The sequence below is a fragment of the Acidimangrovimonas sediminis genome (assembly GCF_002871005.1).
GTDB classification, from domain to species: domain Bacteria; phylum Pseudomonadota; class Alphaproteobacteria; order Rhodobacterales; family Rhodobacteraceae; genus Acidimangrovimonas; species Acidimangrovimonas sediminis.
Window position 1 is genome coordinate 221,524 of record NZ_PHSN01000005.1, and the last position, 16,817, is coordinate 238,340.

Consider the following 16,817-nt stretch of genomic DNA (forward strand, 5'->3'; position numbering starts at 1 on the left):
GGCGCCCTAGTGTCCGCGCGCCCGTGGAGATGGCCCGTTATGATGGGCCCGTGATCATGGCCCGTGACGGTGGGCCCGTGACGGTGTGTCGACTGGCCCCGACGGGCCGAGAAGGAGGGCTCTGATGGCCGGAAACCGCAGCATCTTCGAGGAGGTCACCACCGAGGGCGCGCCGAAAGCCGCGCCGAAGGGCGGGATGATCGAGGCGGGCCGCCCCAAGGGCGCGCGCCGGGCGATCCGGATCTGGCTGATGGTGATCTTCGCCATGGTGATGGCGATGGTCGCGGTGGGCGGCCTCACCCGGTTGACAGATTCCGGGCTCTCGATCACCCAATGGAACCCGATCATGGGGGCGCTGCCGCCGCTGAACGCGGCCGACTGGCAGCACCAGTTCGACCTGTACAAGCAGTCGCCGCAATATCTGATCCAGAACAAGGGCATGACCCTTGGCCAGTTCAAGTTCATCTACTGGTGGGAATGGTCGCATCGCAACCTCGGCCGTACCATCGGCATGGTCTGGGGCCTTGGCTTCCTGTTCTTCTGGCTGACCCGGCGCATCCCCGCGGGCTATACAAGGCGCCTGTTGTGGCTGGGCGTCCTTGGCGGCCTGCAGGGCGCGATCGGCTGGTGGATGGTGTCCTCGGGCCTGCACGGGCGGATGATCGCCGTGGCCTCCTATCGCCTTGCCACCCACCTTGGCATCGCCTTCATCATCCTGGGCTTCACGGCCTGGTACATCCTGCTTCTGGGCCGCAAGGAGGCCGAGCTGATCCAGGCCCGCCGTGCGCGCTCCGAGACGATGATGACGCTGGGCACGATCCTGATGATCCTCGTCTTCATCCAGCTCATGCTGGGTGCGCTGACCGCGGGGATCGATGCCGGGCGCTACTTCCCCACCTGGCCCGACATGAACGGGCGGTTCTTCCCCGCCGATGCCTTCCAGGTCGCCAACGGCCGCTGGTTCTTTGCCTTCTTCGAGAACGCGGGGCTGGTGCAGTTCAACCACCGCATGATGGGCTACATCCTGGTGATCTTCCTGTGGATCTGCGCCTACGTGGCGCGGAAGTCGCCCCATGCCTCGGTGCGTAGGGCCTTTCTGGTCGCGGCCTGCTGGGGGCTGGTGCAGATGACCCTGGGGATCTTTACCGCGCTCTATGCCGCGCCCCTGCACATCGCCATCGTCCACCAGTTCGGGGCGATCATCCTCTGGGCGCTGGCGATCCGCGCCCGCAACCTTGCACAATACCCCCGGCTGGGGTCGATCCGGAAAGGAACCGCCTGATGTCTGACGCCACCACCGGAAAGAACTCCGCCTCGAATTCGGCGATGAATTCGCTCATGGCCTACCAGCGCGACACCGAGGCCCTGGGCCAGATCGCCGGGCGCCTCGAGTGGGACCAGGAAACCATGATGCCGCGCGGCGCCGCCGAACAGCGGGGCGAGGAGATCGGCGCGCTGGAAGGCGTGCTGCATGCCCGCCGCACCGATCCCCGGATCGGCGACTGGCTGGAGGAGGCGACCCCCTCGGACGAGGAAGAAACCGCCTACCTGCGCCACATCCGCCGCACCTACGAGCGCCAGACCCGGGTGCCCGCCAAGCTTGCGATCGAGCTTGCGCGCACCACCTCGGTCGCGCAGGGCCGCTGGGCCGAGGCGCGGTCGGCCAACGATGTCGCGATGTTCCTGCCGACGCTCCGCCGGGTGGTGGAGCTGCGCCGCGAACAGGCCGCCGCCCTGGCAGATGGCGACGGGCCCGAGGCGCTTTACGATGCGCTGATCGACGATTACGAGGAGGGGGCGAGTGCCGCCTCTCTCGGCGCGATGTTCGACCGGATGCGCCCTCGCCTCGTCGCGCTGCGCGAGGCGGTGATGGGGGCAGATCACCAGCCCCGGGATCTCTCGGGCCACTTCCCGGCGGACGGGCAGATGCGCGTGGCGCGCAAGCTGGCCTCGGCCTTCGGCTACGACTGGAACTGCGGCCGGATGGACCTTTCGGTGCACCCGTTCTCCTCGGGGTCGGGCACCGATACGCGGATCACCACCCGGGTGGTGGAGGCCGAGCCCTTCAACTGTCTCTACGCTGCGATCCACGAGACCGGCCACGCTTGCTATGAACAGGGGGTCGACCCCGACTACCTGCTGACCCCGCTGGGGGCCGGCGTCTCCATGGGGGTGCACGAAAGCCAGAGCCGGATCTACGAGAACCAGCTCGGCCGCTCGCGGCCCTTCACCGGCTGGCTCTACGACCAGATGACCGAGACGTTCGGGCCGCTGTCGGTCGGCGATGCGGATGCCTTCCACGGTGCGGTGAACCGCGTGAACTCGGGCTTCATCCGGACCGAGGCGGACGAGGTACACTACAACCTGCACATCATGCTCCGCTTCGGGCTGGAGCGCGAGATGATCGCGGGCACGCTGGCGGTGGACGACCTCGAGGAAGCCTGGAACACCCGGTTCGAGCGCGATTTCGGCGTCAAGGTCGACCAGCCGGCGCATGGCATGCTGCAGGATGTGCACTGGTCGCTGGGGCTGTTCGGCTACTTCCCGACCTATGCGCTCGGCAATGTCTACGCCGGCTGCCTGAACCGCGCGCTGCGCGAAGAGGTGGAAGGCGTCGACGAGGCGCTGGCACGGGGCGAGGCGACCCACGCAACGGAATGGCTGCGCGAGAACCTGCAGCGCCACGGCGGCCTCTACACGCCCCGCGACACGATCCGCCGCGCCTGCGGCTTCGAGCCGGACGAGGGCCCGCTGCTCGACTACCTCGAGATCAAGTTCGCCGAGATCTACAAGCTGTAGGTGCGTCTGCCCGGCGGCGCCGCGGTTCGGCGCCGTCGGCTGCGTATTTGGAGAACAATGAAAGGGGCAGTGCGCCTCGGCTGACGTGTCGCATGTCGCGGTTGGGGGCGCGATCGGGTAGGGCGCTCAGATCGAGGGTGGGACGGTGGCCAGCAGGTCGCGGATCTTGACCGGCACTTCCGCCGGCTTCTTCAGCCCGCATTCCCGCGCCGCCGCCACGCAGGCGCCCATGTCGCGCGGCAGCCGTTCCAGCACTGCGAAGGTCAGCCGCCGCATCCCCTGGATCCGCCGCCGCGTCAGGAACGAGATCCCGCCAAGGTAATCCGGCAGCCCCCCCAACGCATATTCGAAGAACCCGATCGACACCATCCGTGCCCCGCGCGTGGCGCAATAGAGCGACACGCCGTCGTCGTGCTGAAGGAACACGCCGTGATAGATCGACTGGTGCGGCGAGGGCAGGGCGGCGCGGCTCTGCATCGGGTTCGGCGGTTCGTACCCCTTGAACAGCGTGATCCCCCCCACCGTGTAGATCCGGCACATGTCGGCGATCACCCGGTCGGGGAAATTGTAGGAATTGCGCCAGAACCGGTAGAGCCCGTCCGGCAGCCGCGTCGTGTCGACCCGGAAGTCGTGCGCATCCAGCACCAGCGACCCCAGAGCCCCGCCCAGCAAGGCGCCCGGCCCGGGGCTCTGGTCTTCCAGCGGCTCCAGCAGGATGCGGGCATCGACGCCGAAGTAGCTGCAGATCCGGTGCAGCACGTCGGGGCGGGGGAAGGTCTCGCCCGAAAGGTAGCGGTTGAACTGGGTGCGGTTGATCTCCAGCCGCTGGCACAGCGCGCTCACCGACTCGGCCCGCGCAGCCAGCTGGCGCAGGTTCTGGCCGAAGATCGCCCTTAGCTCAGCCGGGCGCGATTCCAGGGTGGCGCCACCTTCGGCGGTGCCTGTGATGCGCCGATCTCCGCCAGGTTGCACGCTCATCCTCCCGTGACGCTGATTGGCGTCAGTGTGACGCTGTTTGGTGCGAAAATCGAGGGGGAGCGACACAAAAATCCTGCCCGTTAGGGCAAGCTTCCACTTCGGTCCTCTCGCCCCGCGACGTTAGATTCAGAGGGGGCGGGGTTGAGAGGTTACCATGATCGGAATTGTGATCTGGAGATGCGCTGAAAGCCGCAGGCTCCTGCTCTGGTGCGACGACAATGGGCCGCTTGCCTTCACGCGCGGTGGCGAGGACATCGTGATGCCCTCCGGCACCTTTCCCGACGTCGGCGACCTGGTCGCCTTCGCGGTGGGCCACGAGGTGGCGACCTTCGCGGGCGAGGAGGATGCCCCGGCGCGGATCGCCCATACCGTGCGGCTGATCGAGAGGGGCCGCTTCCCCGGTGCCGGTCGTGCCCTGCACGAGGCGGCAGCGGCGGGCGGCGCAGGCGGCGTCGATGCCAGGGCGGCGGTTCCGCCGCCCCGCGTGTCGCTTGGTGCCTTGCCGCCGTCAGGGGGGGCGCGGCAGGGGCCGGGGCTTGGTCAGGGGCGGGCGCCCTATCTCAGGCTGGCCGCAGGAGGCTGACGCACCAAGGTCGGTGCGAGAGGGCGCTGCGGCAGGCCAGGATTTGGCGGGCGGCGGGCGCCCCCGTCATCCGCCGTGCTCAGGCGGCCTGCCTCAGCCTTTCAGCTTCTCGCTGCAGCTGTGCCAGTACTTGGGCCAGGTTTCGCCTGCCTTGATCTTGCCGGCCGCCTTGTCCTTCTGCCACATCGCGCCGCATTCCTTGATGCGCTTGCGGGCGGCGAGCTGCGCAGCCGTCGGCGCCTTCTTCTCGCCCGAAGCTTTCTTCTGGGCGGCTTTTTCGGCTTTCGAGCCCGGTTCCGGCGGGGTGGCGCTTTCGGCCTTCTTCATCGACTTGGCGCAGGAGGAATAATAGCTCTTCCAGGTCTCGCCGGCCTTCAGCTTGCCGGCGGCCTTGTCCGCCTTGTACTGGGTGGAGCATTCCTGCATCACGGTGTTCGCAGCCGCGGCGGGCAGGGCCATCAGGCCAAGACCCAGCGCCGCGCTGGCGCACAGAACGACCTTCGGGAAAACGTTCCGCATTCCGATTACCTTTCATTGGGCGGCGCCGCCCGCGCCGCGGGCCACCGCCAGAAGCCCGCCGCGCCCCGGAAAGTCAGGAATGGAACCGGCGTGATCCAGCGATAGCCGGAAAGCGGGAAATGTCAAAAGCTCCCGCGCCCGCCGTCACACCTATTTGACACGAGGCAACAATTCCCATGGGCATGCCGCGCCTGCCGCTGCCGCTGCCGCTGCCGCTTTTGCTGCCGGCGACTGCGGTGCGGTTCCGCCCCTGGGGCGCGACGCTCAGGCCCCGCGCGCCAGCGCCGCCACCCCGGTCCGCGCCATCTCGCGCAGACCCAGCGGCCGCATCAGGTCGGCGAAGGCATCAATCTTCTCGGCCGTCCCGGTGATCTCGAAGACGAAGCTTTCCAGCGTCGTGTCCACCACGCTGGCACGGAAGATATCCGCCAGCCGCAGCGCCTCGACCCGCGCGTCGCCCTGTCCGGTGACCTTGAAGAGCGCCAGCTCGCGCTGTACCGCCGGTCCCTCGGCGGTCAGGTCGTGCACCTCGTGCACCGGCACCATGCGGCCCAGCTGCGCCTTGATCTGGTCGATCACCTGCGGCGTGCCGGAGGTCACCACGGTGATCCGGCTCAGATGCCCCTCGTGATCGACTTCGGCGACGGTCAGGCTCTCGATGTTGTACCCGCGCCCGGAAAACAACCCGATCACGCGGGCAAGCACGCCCGCCTCGTTGTCCACCAGCACGGCCAGCGTGTGGGTCTCGATCACCTCGGAATAGGAGGCCCGAAGGTCATAGGCCGAATGCGAGGTCGCGCCCTTCTTGATGTTCAGTGCAGACATGATCCGTCTTTCATCTTGGCTGAAATACTCCACGGGGGTGCGGGGGTGTGAAACCCCCGCGGATACGGCGGGTGCGGGGGTGTGAAACCCCCGCGTCCGACCGCTCAGACCAGCGCGCCGCCCTCTCCGGTGATCGCGCCTTCGGTGCTGTCCTCGCCCATCAGCATCTCGTTGTGCGGCTTGCCCGAGGGGATCATCGGGAAGCAGTTCTCGTGCTTCTCGACCAGCACGTCCATCACCACCGGCCCGTCATGGGCGATCATCTCGCGGATCGCATCGTCCAGATCGGCAGGGTCCGACACCTGAATGCCCTTGGCGCCGAAGGCCTCGGCCAGCTTGACGAAATCGGGCAGGCTTTCCGACCAGGATTGCGAATAGCGTCCGCCATGCAGCAGGTCCTGCCATTGCCGGACCATGCCGAGACGCTCGTTGTTGAGGATGAACTGCTTGACCGGGGTGCGGAACTGCATCGCGGTGCCCAGCTCCTGCATGTTCATCAGCCACGAGGCCTCGCCCGCGACGTTGATCACCAGCGCCTCCGGGTGGGCGACCTGCACCCCGATAGAGGCCGGGAAACCGTAGCCCATGGTGCCAAGCCCGCCCGAGGTCATCCAGCGGTTGGGTTCCTCGAAGCCGAGGAACTGTGCCGCCCACATCTGGTGCTGGCCGACTTCGGTGGTGATGTAGCGGTCCATGCCTTCGGTCAGCGCCTGCAGGCGCTGCAGGGCGTACTGCGGCTTGATCACCTTGTCCGAGTTCCGGTAGGCGAGGCAGTTGACCCGCCGCCAGTCCTCGATCTGCGCCCACCAGCGGCGGACGGCCTCGGCGTTGATCCTGGAACCGCGCGCGCGCCACAGCGCCAGCGCCTCCTCCAGCACATGGGCGACGTCGCCGATGACCGGCAGCTCGACATGGATGATCTTGTTGACCGAGGAGGGGTCGATGTCGATATGCGCCTTGCGCGAGCCGGGGCTGAAATCGGCGACCCGTCCGGTGATCCGGTCGTCGAACCGCGCGCCGATGTTGATCATCACGTCGCAGCCGTGCATCGCAAGGTTGGCCTCGTAAAGGCCGTGCATGCCAAGCATCCCGAGCCAGTTCTTGCCGGAGGCCGGGTAGGCGCCCAGCCCCATCAGGGTGGAGGTGATCGGAAAACCGGTGACCTCCACCAGCTCGCGCAGCAGGCGCGTCGCCTCCGGGCCCGAGTTGATCACGCCGCCACCGGTATAGAGCACCGGCCGCTCGGCGGTTTCGATCATCTCGACCAGCGCCTCGACGGCCGTGGGGTCGGCCTTCACGCGGGGGCGGTAATTGTCGGTCCTGGCCTGGCCGGGCGGCATGTAGGGGCCGGTCGCGAATTGCACGTCCTTCGGGATGTCGACCAGCACGGGGCCCGGTCGCCCGGCCGTGGCGACGTGAAAGGCCTGGTGGATGGTTTCGCTCAGCCGAGAGGTGTCCTTCACCAGCCAGTTGTGCTTGGTGCAGGGGCGGGTGATGCCGATGGTGTCGGCCTCCTGAAAGCCGTCGGTACCGATCAGGAATGTGGGCACCTGGCCCGAGATCACGACCAGCGGGATCGAATCCATCAGCGCGTCGGTGATGCCGGTGACCGCGTTGGTCGCTCCGGGGCCGGAGGTCACCAGAACGACGCCGGGTTTGCCGGTCGACCGGGCGTAGCCTTCGGCCATGTGGACCGCGGCCTGCTCGTGCCGGACGAGGATGTGGCGGATGTCGTTCTGCTGGAAGATCTCGTCGTAGATCGGCAGCACCGTGCCGCCCGGATAGCCGAACACCACCTCGACCCCCTGGTCGCGCAGCGCCTGAAGCACCATCTTCGCGCCGCTCATCATGCGCGGCCCGCCCGCCTTGGCCCCTGCCTTGGCTGCCGTCTTCGCGCCTGCCGGCATCGCGCCCGTCATCGCCTTCGTCATCTTTCCATCCTCCGCCGCCCGCGCGGCCGCCTCGTCTCGCTTTCACCGCGTCACGCAAGGGACCCCTGCGCAACAAAAAGCCCCCGAGTTTTGGTCGGGGGCGCATGGGGGTAGATCTGGGGTTCCGTTACCGGCCCATGCACCATGTCCCCAAAATTACCACAAGCTTCGCCACGGATCGGCCCCTTCGCTGTACGGCGGCGACACTAGGCGCGCCCGCCGGATGCGTCAAGCGCAAAACGCGGCGGAAAATGTCGTGAGAAAGTCTATGTCTTACGATTTCTTGCGTCGGCGTGAGGTTTCATGAAATTAACGGAAATATATTCTCCGCCTCGGGATCGTTCGAGGGCGGTTTCGCCCGGACCGAGGCGAAATGGAGGGGCAGTCGGTGACGGGGGCGGTGACGGACGCGACGACAGGGACGGCGACAGGGGCGGCGACGAGGGCGCGGTGGAGGCGCGCGCGCCGTCCCGGAGGCGTTGCGCGTGGCTTGGGCATCTGCTTCAATTTCCGGCGCCAACACATTGCGGTGTTAAGGTTTTGCAACCCTTCCACAGTGACGATTGCGTGATGCTGGACAGGTGAAGATTGGTGTGCAAAAAGCGCCCATGGCCCAGATGTCGGGGAGAACACCCGCACATGGCTTGAGATACATTGTGTATGGGAGGAACCCTATGGATCGTCGTTCATTTCTGACCAAGGCCGCGATCGGTGGCGTGGCATCTGCCGGTGCCACCGCGCTCGCAGCCCCGGCCATCGCGCAGGAAGCACCCAAGCTGAACTGGCGCGTGACCTCGTCGTTTCCGAAATCGCTCGACACGATTTACGGCGGCGCGGAATACATGGCCGAGCAGGTCAGCGCGCTGACCGACGGCAAGTTCAAGATCCAGGTCTTCGCCGCGGGCGAGATCGTCCCGGGCCTTCAGGCGCTGGACGCGACCCAGGCCGGCACGGTCGAGGGCTGCCATACCTGCGCCTATTACTACTGGGGCAAGGATGCCGCCTGGGCGCTGCCGACGGCCGTGCCGTTCGGCCCGAACTTCCGCCAGATGAACGCCTGGTACTACCAGGGCGACGGGCTGAAGCTGACCAACGCCTTCTACAACAAGAACAAGATCCAGGGCTATCCCTGCGGCAACACTGGCGCCCAGATGGGCGGCTGGTTCCGCAAGGAAGTGAACACCCCCGACGACATGAAGGGCCTGAAGTTCCGCATCGCCGGCCTCGCGGGCAAGGTGATGGCCGGTCTCGGCGCCGTGCCGCAGCAGGTCGCCGGTGGCGACATCTACCCTGCGCTGGAAAAGGGCACGATCGACGCGGCGGAATTCGTCGGCCCCTACGATGACGAGAAGCTCGGCTTCTACAAGGTCGCGCCCTACTACTACTACCCGGGCTTCTGGGAAGGCGGTCCGACCGTCTCGTCGATGTTCAACCTCGACAAGTTCAACGCGCTGCCGAAGCAGTACCAGGAAGTGCTCGAGATCGCGAGCGCGGCGGCGAACCAGAACATGATGGCCGCCTACGACATGAAGAACCCGGCGGCACTGAAGCGTCTCGTGGCGCAGGGCACCAAGCTGCGCCCGTTCTCGACCGAGATCATGCAGGCGGCCTTCGAGGTGGCGAACAAGATGTACGCCGACCTGTCGTCGCAGAACGCCGACTTCAAGACGATGTTCGACAGCCAGCGCGCCTTCATGCGCGAGTCGTTCCTCTGGACCCAGCTGTCGGAATACAACTTCGACACGTTCATGATGCAGATGGACAACGCCGGCAAACTCTGAGCCTGTACGGCTGCGGAATGACGAAGGCCCCGGGAAACCCCCGGGGCCTTTGCACATGCCGGGGGCCCGGCGGTGCCGCGGGGAGGGGCCGCGGGAAGGGGCTGCCCCGCGTCGCTCCGGTTGACATGGGGCGCGGCGGGCGATACGCAATCGGGGTCGGGACATCCGGCCGTAAGCGTCTAACGTCAAGCAACGCACCAACGATCCGCTGGGTCGAGGTGCGTTTTTTCGTTCCTTGTGCCGGCGGGAAGAACCGGAGTTCCGAATGCGATCCCGTCCGTTCCGAGACCCTGCCGAGGCGCGCCTGCTGCTTCTGGTCTCGATCCTCTTCCTCTCATACCTCTGTGTCGCGATGGCGCTGTCGACCGTCCCGGTCTTCGTCGCGCAGAGCCTTGGCCTGAACAACGTGCTGGCCGGGCTGGCCGTCGGCGTCGCCTTCCTGTCCACCATCCTCAGCCGCGGGCCGGCCGGAACGCTGGCCGACCGGCGCGGTGCCAAGGCCGCGGTCGTCCGCGGGCTCGTGCTCTATCTGGCGGGCGCGCTGGCGTCGCTTGCGGCCGGGCTGAACCTTGCCGGGACCTGGGGCGCCTTCTCGGCGCTGCTGGCGGGGCGGCTGCTGATCGGGCTGGGCGAGAGCCTCGTCGCGGTCGGCGTGATCGGCTGGGGCCTTGGTCTCGTCGGGCCGCAACGGTCGGGCAGGGTGCTGGCGCTGGTCGGTGCGTCGATCTACGGCGCGCTTGCGGTGGGCGCGCCGCTTGGCCTTGCCGTCATGGCGCGGATCGGCTTCGGCGGGCTGATGGCCGTCGCTGCCGCCCTTCCGGCGCTGGGGCTGCTGGCGATCTGGCCGCTGACCGGCGTGGCGCCGCATCCCGATGCCGAGCGCCCGCCGTTCCGCCGCGTGCTGGGCCGGATCTGGCGCCACGGGCTGGTGATCTGCCTTCAGGGCATCGGCTTCGCAGCGATCGGCGCCTTCTTCACGCTGGCATTCCTGGCCCGCGACTGGCCGCATGCGGGCCTCGGGCTCAGCGCCTTCGGTGGCGGCTTCGTGCTGGTCCGGCTGCTGTTCGGGCACCTGCCGGACCGCATCGGTGGCCTGAAGGTTGCGATCGTCTCGCTGGCAGTCGAAACCGTCGGGCAGGTGCTTGTCTGGGGCGCGGGGGATCCGACGGTGGCGTTGGTCGGGGCCTTCCTCACCGGCACCGGCTGCTCGATGATCTACCCGGCCATGGGGCGCGAGGTGGTGCAGCTGGTGCCCGGGCACCTGCGGGCCACGGCGATCGGCGCCTTTGCCGCATTCCAGGATCTGGCGTATGGCCTGACCGGGCCGCTGGCCGGGGTGCTGGCCGATCGCGCCGGCTATCCCAGCGTCTTCCTGGCCGGGGCGATCGCCGCCGGAGCGGGGTTCGTGGTCGCGCTGCGACTGTGGGCACACCAGGCCGCGCGCGCGGCCTGAGGGAGGCGCCCCATGCGACCGGGGAGGCGCGCGGTCTCCCCCGCCGCGCGACGCAAAACTCTTCGAAAGAGTTTTGCAAATTCCTTCTCAAGGAATTTGACCCGGCCCCGACCGCGCGCTTTCGCAGCCGGGCATGAAAAAGCCCCCACGCGGGGGGCTTTCACGGTATCGGACAGGGTGCGACGGTCAGCGCGGGCCGATCATCATCACCATCTGCCGGCCTTCCAGCTTCGGCATGTTCTCGACCTTGCCGACTTCGGCGACGTCGCTTGCGACGCGGTTGAGCAGATCCATCCCCAGCTCCTGGTGCGCCATCTCGCGACCGCGGAACCGCAGCGTGATCTTCACCTTGTCGCCTTCTTCCAGGAACTTCAGCACCGAGCGCATCTTGACGTCGTAATCGTGGGTATCGGTCCCGGGGCGGAACTTGATCTCCTTGATCTCGATCGTCTTCTGCTTCCTGCGGGCCTCGGCCTCACGCTTCTGCTGCTCGTACTTGAACTTGCCGAAGTCCATGATCTTGCAGACCGGCGGCGTCGCGTTCGGAGAGATCTCGACGAGATCGAGGCCGGCTTCCTCGGCCAGGGCCATGCCGCGCGAGGGGGGCACCACACCGACGTTCTCGCCGTCCGCGCCGATCAGGCGAATCTCCTGAGCGCGGATACGGTCGTTGACGCGCGGTCCGGTGTCGCGGGTCGGCGGGGCGTTGTGCGGTCTGCGGGCTATGGTGGTGCTCCTTTCGGGATATTGCGGTGCGCGAGAAAATAGTCCTGTGACGCGCGGGTTTCAACTGGTTTCGGGCGCAAGCGCTTCGCCATCGCGCGCACGGACATGTCATTGCCTGCGCGGGGGCGTGTTCTTCCCGGTGCCGACCGCGCTGCCTAGATTGCTTGCGCAACCTGGAACGGCGCGGGCCGCCAACGGAGTCGAGCGATGAACCGGAACATCCTTCCCGCCGCGGCGGCGCTTGCCCTGATTCTGGGTCTCGCCGCCTGGCAGGCGTTGCAACCCGCGCCGATCCGCTTTCCGCCCCACGAGACCGCGGCCGACCGGACCGGCCCGTCCGATACCCGCCCGAGCCCGCTCGAATCGGCGGGCGAGGCGGCCGAGCGGGCCGCGGCCGCCGCACGCCGGGCCGCCGGGGCCGCGGCGCAGGCCGCCGCTGAAGCCGCACAGGCGGGGCAGGAGGACAGTGACGGTTCCGGTGGCGGGACTGGCGCGGGCAGCCAAGACGCGGCGCGCAGGGCGACCAGCGCGGCGGACGACGCGGCGCAGGCCGCGACCGGGGCGGCCAAGGCGGCTTCGCAGGCCGCTGCGGGGGCAACCGGCGCCGGAACTGCCGCGGCGCGGGCGGTCGCCGCTGCGGCCAGGACCGCGGCGGATGCCGCCGCGACGGCGGCCCGGGACTCTGCCCTTGCCGCCCGCGCGGCGGCGGCTGCGGTCGTCGCCGCGGCGCAGCCGAAGGCCGCAGCAGCCGCATCATCGCAGGTGGCATCCGCGCCAAAGGCCGCCTCCGGTTCGAAAACTTCGACTGCGGGCACCGACGGCGCCCGGGCAAGGGCCAGCGACGGCACCGGGCAGGGTGGGTCGCGCGCCGCAGGAGCATCGCAATCCACCGATGCCAGTTCCAGTTCGGGAGCCGGTGCCGCAGCCGCATCGGCCCGGGCTGCGGCCGATGCGGCCGATAGCGCGGCACAGGATGCCTCGGCCGCGGCAAAGGATGCCGCGGTGGCCGCAGGCGCGGGGACGGTCCTCGGCGCGGCCGGCAGGACGGCGGAGGGAACGGCGACGGCAGCGGGCGGACTTGCCGGCGATGCCGCCGCCCTTGCCGGTGCCGCGGCCCGGGCCCTGACCGGTGACGCGGACGCGGCTGTTGCCAGCGCGGCCGCCGCCGCGTCGCAGGTCGCGGGCGCAGGGCAGGCGGCCCCGTCGACGGGGGCCGGAAGCAACGCAAGCCCCTGACCTCCTCCCCTGACGCTTCCCCGTGCAGGCCCTCCCGACGGCGGCCCCTCAGGCGCTCTTGTCGTAGCCCACCTTCAGCGCCTCGAGCCCGTGGAAGTGGTAGAGGTTGGCATAGCGCGGGGTGCCCCGCAGGTGCAGCCCCTTCAGCCGCGCGAACAGGATCGGCAGGGCGATGCGCAGCTCAAGCCGGGCAAGCGGCGCGCCAAGGCAGAAGTGCAACCCCGCGCCAAAGCTCAGGTGCGGCCTGACCGGGCGGGACGGGTCGAAGCGGGCGGGGTCTTCCCACGGTCCGGGATCGCGGTTCCCGGCGGCCAGAAGGCAGGCGACGCGCGCGCCGCGCGGCACGGTCCGGCCCATCACCTCGATGTCGTCATAGGCGTAGCGCGTGAAGAGATGCAGCGCCGGGTCGTGGCGCAGGATTTCCTCGACCGTGCCGTCGACGCGGTCGGGGGAAAGCGCGGCCTGCGTGCCGGTCTCCACAAGCGCCTTCACCCCGTTGCCCAGCGTGTGCACCGTGGCCTCGTGCCCGGCGTTCAGCAACAGCACGCAGGTGGCTATCTTCTCGGCCCGCGTCAGCTGCTCCCCCGCGTCGCGTGCCGCGTTGAGATGCGAGATAAGGTCGTCCCGGGGCGCCGCGTGGCGCGCCTCGATCACCGCGTCGATAAAGGAAGCGAACTCCGCCGCGGCGCTTGCGGCGGCATCCTCGAGCGCCCGGTCGCGTCTGGCCTGGTACATCGCGACCATGGCGTTCGACCAGCGCAGCAGGTCGCCCGCGCGCTCCTCCGGCACGCCCAGAAGCCGGGCGATAACGATCACCGGCAATCTTTGCGCGAAGGCGGGGATCAGGTCGCAGCCGCCTTCGGGCAGGGCTTCGATCAGCTGGTGCGACAGCGCCGCGATCTCTGGCTCCAGCGCCGCGATCCGCGCCGTGGTGAAAGCCCGCAGCACCAGCTTGCGTAGCCGGGTGTGCGCCGGCGGCTCCAGCTCCAGAAGCGAGAGGTCATCGAGGGCGTGAAAGGCCGCCAGGTGCGCCGGCGCCGGTACGCGCTCGGGCGGCGGGCGGCCGAAGCGGCGGTCGCGCAGGATCGCGTTCACCGCCGCATGTCCCACCGCACAGGGCATGTCGTACTCGTCCCACCAGACCAGCTTTCCCAGCGCTCGGGCACGGTCGTAGAAAACATAGGGGTCCTGCACGAAGTCAGGCGCCACCGGCGATTGCGAGATGCGGGGAAGCTGGTCCTTCATGGCGGGCATGAAGCCCCGGGGCCGGAGCGGATGCAATCCTTTTCATCTTGGCGAAAATACTCCGGGCGAAGACGCGCCCCCGGCGCGGCGGGGGGGGGAGCGCCCCCCTTTTCGTCCCGCCAGGAACCAGCCCCCGTCCCAGACTTGGTGCGCCACAAAAAAACCGGCGACCCGAAGGCCGCCGGTTCCCATGATCTCCCGCAAGGCTCAGTTCCCGCTTCCGGGCGCCTTGTTCAGGATCCCGAAGTTCGGCGTTCCCACCCCGCCGGATCCGGGCGATCCCGGGGCGCCCAGGCCGCCAAGGCCCGGCATCTTCGGGATCTCGATCTTCACGTCCTTCAGGTCGATCGGCTTTCCCTTGTAATGGGTGACGATGTAGGGGAACGCGATCACGATCGCGACCATCAGAACCTGGATCCCCACGAAGGGCACCGCGCCCCAGTAGATCTGCGAGGTCTTCACCCCGTCCATCCACTGGCCCGTCACGCGGTCCTGGTACTTGCCCCTGGGCGCCACAGACCGCAGGTAGAACAGCGCGAAGCCGAAGGGCGGGTGCATGAACGAGGTCTGCATGTTCACACCCAGGATCACGCCGAACCAGATCAGGTCGATCCCCAGCTTCTCGGCCGCGGGGGCGAGAAGCGGGATGATGATGAAGGCCAGCTCGAAGAAGTCGAGGAAGAAGGCCAGCACGAACACCAGGAGCGACACCACGATCAGGAAGCCCAGCTGTCCGCCCGGAAGCGAGGTCAGCAGATGCTCCACCCAGACCTGCCCGTTCACCCCGTAGAAGGTGAGCGAGAATACCCGCGCGCCGATCAGGATGAACATCACGAAGGCCGAGAGCCGCGTGGTCGAGGCCAGCGCCTGCCGCACCACCGTCAGGTTCAGTCGCCCCTTGGCCGCGGCCAGCGCGAGCGAGCCGACAGCCCCCATCGCGCCGCCCTCGGTCGGCGTCGCCACGCCGAGGAAGATCGTGCCCAGCACCAGGAAGATCAGCGCAAGCGGCGGGATCAGCACCATGATCACCTCCTGCGCGAGGTGGCTCATCAGGTTGATCTTCAGCCTGCGGTCGGCGAGCGCCGCCACGTAGATCACCAGCACCGCGGCACCCGCGCCCAGGATGTCGGCATTGTCGCCATGGGTTGGGGTGAGCCAGTGGATGAAGCCCCAGGCCATCGCCACCGTCAGCACCACCGCCACCAGCAGCGAGGTCACGCCGGATCCCAGCGTACGCGCCTCCTTGGGCAGGGCGGGCACCCACGAGGGTTTCACGATCGACACGACCAGCACGTAGAGCAGGTAGATCCCCGACAGGATCAGCCCCGGGATCAGCGCGCCCTTGTACATGTCGCCGACCGACCGGCCCAGCTGGTCGGCCAGCACGATCAGCACCAGCGACGGCGGGATGATCTGCGCCAGCGTGCCCGAGGCCGCGATCACGCCCGTGGCGACCCGGCGGTCATAACCGTAGCGCATCATGATCGGCAGTGAGATCAGCCCCATCGCGATGACCGAAGCGGCGACGACGCCGGTGGTGGCCGCCAGAAGCGCGCCGACCACGATCACCGCATAGGCAAGACCGCCGCGGATCGGGCCGAACAGCTGGCCGATCGTGTCCAGAAGATCCTCGGCCATGCCCGATCGTTCCAGCACGATCCCCATGAAGGTAAAGAAGGGAATGGCGAGCAATGTCTCGTTCTGCATCACCCCCCAGAAGCGGTAGGGCAGCGAGGCCAGAAGCGGCCAGTCCAGCGTGATGGTCCCCGCCGACATCGGCGCGAGCCAGACACCCAGGGCGAAGAACAGCAGGCCGTTCGCCGCCAGCGAGAACGCCACCGGATAGCCGAACAGCAGAAACAGCACGAGCGAGGCGAACATGATCGGCGCCATGTTCGAGGCGATCAGCTCCATCATTTGCGGATCTCCTCTTGCTGGGCTTCGATGTCGTGGCCCTCAAGGTACGCGGCGCCCTCCATCTCGGCCGCGTCGTGGGACGAGACGAAGGGGGAGGGATCCTCGATCAGGCCGCGCATCACGGCGACCTTCTTGATGATCTCCGAGATCGCCTGAAAGAACAGCTGGACGAAACCGATCAGCAGGAACGACTTGGCCGGCCACAGGATAAGCCCGCCGGCATTGGTCGACATCTCGCCCGACCGCAGGGACAGCATGACCCAGGGCGTGAGGTAGACGATCATCAGCACGGTGAAGGGCAGCAGGAACAGGACGTGGCCGATCAGGTCGATCCAGTGCTGCCGACGGCGCTTCCACAGGCCGTAGACGATGTCGATGCGGATGTGTTCGTTCTGTTGCAGCGTATAGGCCGCGGCGCCCATGAAGGCGGCGCCGAACAGGTACCATTGCAGTTCAAGCCAGGCGTTGGACGAAACGTCGAAGACCTTGCGGACGGTGGCGTTGACGGCGCTGACAAGGATCGCGAGCAGGATCAGCCAGCCCACGAACTTGCCGATCGCCGCGTTCACGCGGTCGATGCCGCGTGAAAACGCGAGGAGTCCCCCCATTGTATTCCCCTTTATTATACTTCTCTTCTCCCCCCGGATGCGCGTGGGTTGGCGCACGCTCCGGGCGGATCACCTATGTCGAAAAGGGGATAATGCGTCAACTCTGCTGGCCACGGCCCCGGGGAACCGGACGCTGCGTCGCGGGTGCAGTGGCAAAAACGCCTGCACCCAAAGGGGGTTCGTGGTCGGAAAACGGGCAGATGCCGCGCCCTTGAG

At 67.9% G+C, this 16,817-nt stretch carries 14 protein-coding genes; 6 read left to right on the plus strand and 8 right to left on the minus strand.

Annotated elements, in window-relative coordinates; all coding sequences use genetic code 11:
• Window positions 1-124: 124 nt before the first annotated feature.
• The gene (gene ctaA / locus CVV76_RS05465) at window positions 125-1,282 is read left to right on the plus strand and encodes a heme A synthase (RefSeq protein ID WP_102223624.1); all 1,158 of its coding nucleotides are present in this window, start codon (window positions 125-127) and stop codon (window positions 1,280-1,282) included.
• Window positions 1,282-2,799 carry a carboxypeptidase M32 gene (locus CVV76_RS05470; RefSeq protein ID WP_102223625.1) on the plus strand — a complete coding sequence of 506 codons (1,518 nt, stop codon included), beginning with the start codon at window positions 1,282-1,284 and terminating at the stop codon, window positions 2,797-2,799. Before ctaA ends, CVV76_RS05470 begins: the two co-directional genes overlap by 1 nt.
• A gap of 126 nt (window positions 2,800-2,925) precedes the next feature.
• Here CVV76_RS05470 and CVV76_RS05475 read toward each other — a convergent pair whose 3' ends face one another.
• Window positions 2,926-3,771 carry a helix-turn-helix domain-containing protein gene (locus tag CVV76_RS05475; RefSeq protein ID WP_332888529.1) on the minus strand — a complete coding sequence of 282 codons (846 nt, stop codon included), beginning with the start codon at window positions 3,769-3,771 and terminating at the stop codon, window positions 2,926-2,928.
• 160 nt (window positions 3,772-3,931) lie between these two features.
• On the opposite strand from CVV76_RS05475, the gene CVV76_RS05480 reads away from it, so the two are divergent.
• Window positions 3,932-4,360: a hypothetical protein gene (locus CVV76_RS05480; RefSeq protein ID WP_102223626.1), complete on the plus strand. Its 429-nt coding sequence runs from the start codon at window positions 3,932-3,934 to the stop codon at window positions 4,358-4,360.
• 93 nt (window positions 4,361-4,453) lie between these two features.
• Here the strand turns inward: CVV76_RS05480 and CVV76_RS05485 are convergent, their stop codons facing one another.
• The 3 genes from CVV76_RS05485 to CVV76_RS05495 all read right to left on the minus strand — a co-directional run bounded on the left by CVV76_RS05485 (window position 4,454) and on the right by CVV76_RS05495 (window position 7,536).
• The gene (locus CVV76_RS05485; protein ID WP_102223627.1) at window positions 4,454-4,879 is read right to left on the minus strand and encodes a hypothetical protein; all 426 of its coding nucleotides are present in this window, start codon (window positions 4,877-4,879) and stop codon (window positions 4,454-4,456) included.
• Window positions 4,880-5,143: 264 nt separating this feature from the next.
• Window positions 5,144-5,704 carry an acetolactate synthase small subunit gene (gene ilvN / locus CVV76_RS05490; RefSeq protein WP_102223628.1) on the minus strand — a complete coding sequence of 187 codons (561 nt, stop codon included), beginning with the start codon at window positions 5,702-5,704 and terminating at the stop codon, window positions 5,144-5,146.
• A gap of 104 nt (window positions 5,705-5,808) precedes the next feature.
• Window positions 5,809-7,536: an acetolactate synthase 3 large subunit gene (locus tag CVV76_RS05495; protein ID WP_233192745.1), complete on the minus strand. Its 1,728-nt coding sequence runs from the start codon at window positions 7,534-7,536 to the stop codon at window positions 5,809-5,811.
• A gap of 773 nt (window positions 7,537-8,309) precedes the next feature.
• Between CVV76_RS05495 and CVV76_RS05500 the strand changes: the two genes are divergently transcribed.
• Complete coding sequence (locus CVV76_RS05500) at window positions 8,310-9,416, plus strand: TRAP transporter substrate-binding protein (RefSeq protein WP_102223629.1); 1,107 nt, start codon at window positions 8,310-8,312, stop codon at window positions 9,414-9,416.
• A gap of 265 nt (window positions 9,417-9,681) precedes the next feature.
• On the plus strand, window positions 9,682-10,869 hold the full coding sequence (locus CVV76_RS05505) for an MFS transporter (protein ID WP_102223630.1): 1,188 nt from the start codon (window positions 9,682-9,684) through the stop codon (window positions 10,867-10,869).
• 186 nt (window positions 10,870-11,055) lie between these two features.
• Here the strand turns inward: CVV76_RS05505 and infC are convergent, their stop codons facing one another.
• Entirely contained in the window at window positions 11,056-11,595 is a 540-nt protein-coding gene (infC, locus tag CVV76_RS05510; protein WP_102223631.1) for a translation initiation factor IF-3, read from the minus strand.
• A gap of 207 nt (window positions 11,596-11,802) precedes the next feature.
• Here infC and CVV76_RS05515 point away from each other — a divergent pair, with 207 nt between their 5' ends.
• Window positions 11,803-12,831: a hypothetical protein gene (locus CVV76_RS05515; protein WP_102223632.1), complete on the plus strand. Its 1,029-nt coding sequence runs from the start codon at window positions 11,803-11,805 to the stop codon at window positions 12,829-12,831.
• A 48-nt stretch (window positions 12,832-12,879) separates the two neighbouring features.
• Here CVV76_RS05515 and CVV76_RS05520 read toward each other — a convergent pair whose 3' ends face one another.
• From CVV76_RS05520 to CVV76_RS05530, 3 genes are all read right to left on the minus strand, one after another.
• Window positions 12,880-14,085: a cytochrome P450 gene (locus tag CVV76_RS05520; RefSeq protein ID WP_408607875.1), complete on the minus strand. Its 1,206-nt coding sequence runs from the start codon at window positions 14,083-14,085 to the stop codon at window positions 12,880-12,882.
• Window positions 14,086-14,283: 198 nt separating this feature from the next.
• The gene (locus CVV76_RS05525; protein ID WP_102223633.1) at window positions 14,284-15,993 is read right to left on the minus strand and encodes a TRAP transporter large permease; all 1,710 of its coding nucleotides are present in this window, start codon (window positions 15,991-15,993) and stop codon (window positions 14,284-14,286) included.
• On the minus strand, window positions 15,990-16,601 hold the full coding sequence (locus CVV76_RS05530) for a TRAP transporter small permease subunit (RefSeq protein ID WP_102223634.1): 612 nt from the start codon (window positions 16,599-16,601) through the stop codon (window positions 15,990-15,992). Before CVV76_RS05530 ends, CVV76_RS05525 begins: the two co-directional genes overlap by 4 nt.
• Window positions 16,602-16,817: the final 216 nt, after the last annotated feature.

Coding starts and splice junctions, on each gene's coding strand:
- CVV76_RS05525 (WP_102223633.1), bottom strand. CDS start 15,993: ATGATGGAGCTGATCGCCTCGAACATGGCGCCGATCATGTTCGCCTCG.
- CVV76_RS05515 (WP_102223632.1), top strand. CDS start 11,803: ATGAACCGGAACATCCTTCCCGCCGCGGCGGCGCTTGCCCTGATTCTG.
- ilvN (WP_102223628.1), bottom strand. CDS start 5,704: ATGTCTGCACTGAACATCAAGAAGGGCGCGACCTCGCATTCGGCCTAT.
- CVV76_RS05505 (WP_102223630.1), top strand. CDS start 9,682: ATGCGATCCCGTCCGTTCCGAGACCCTGCCGAGGCGCGCCTGCTGCTT.
- CVV76_RS05500 (WP_102223629.1), top strand. CDS start 8,310: ATGGATCGTCGTTCATTTCTGACCAAGGCCGCGATCGGTGGCGTGGCA.
- CVV76_RS05495 (WP_233192745.1), bottom strand. CDS start 7,536: ATGGTGCTTCAGGCGCTGCGCGACCAGGGGGTCGAGGTGGTGTTCGGC.
- ctaA (WP_102223624.1), top strand. CDS start 125: ATGGCCGGAAACCGCAGCATCTTCGAGGAGGTCACCACCGAGGGCGCG.
- CVV76_RS05470 (WP_102223625.1), top strand. CDS start 1,282: ATGTCTGACGCCACCACCGGAAAGAACTCCGCCTCGAATTCGGCGATG.
- CVV76_RS05520 (WP_408607875.1), bottom strand. CDS start 14,085: ATGCCCGCCATGAAGGACCAGCTTCCCCGCATCTCGCAATCGCCGGTG.
- CVV76_RS05480 (WP_102223626.1), top strand. CDS start 3,932: ATGATCGGAATTGTGATCTGGAGATGCGCTGAAAGCCGCAGGCTCCTG.
- CVV76_RS05530 (WP_102223634.1), bottom strand. CDS start 16,601: ATGGGGGGACTCCTCGCGTTTTCACGCGGCATCGACCGCGTGAACGCG.
- CVV76_RS05485 (WP_102223627.1), bottom strand. CDS start 4,879: ATGCGGAACGTTTTCCCGAAGGTCGTTCTGTGCGCCAGCGCGGCGCTG.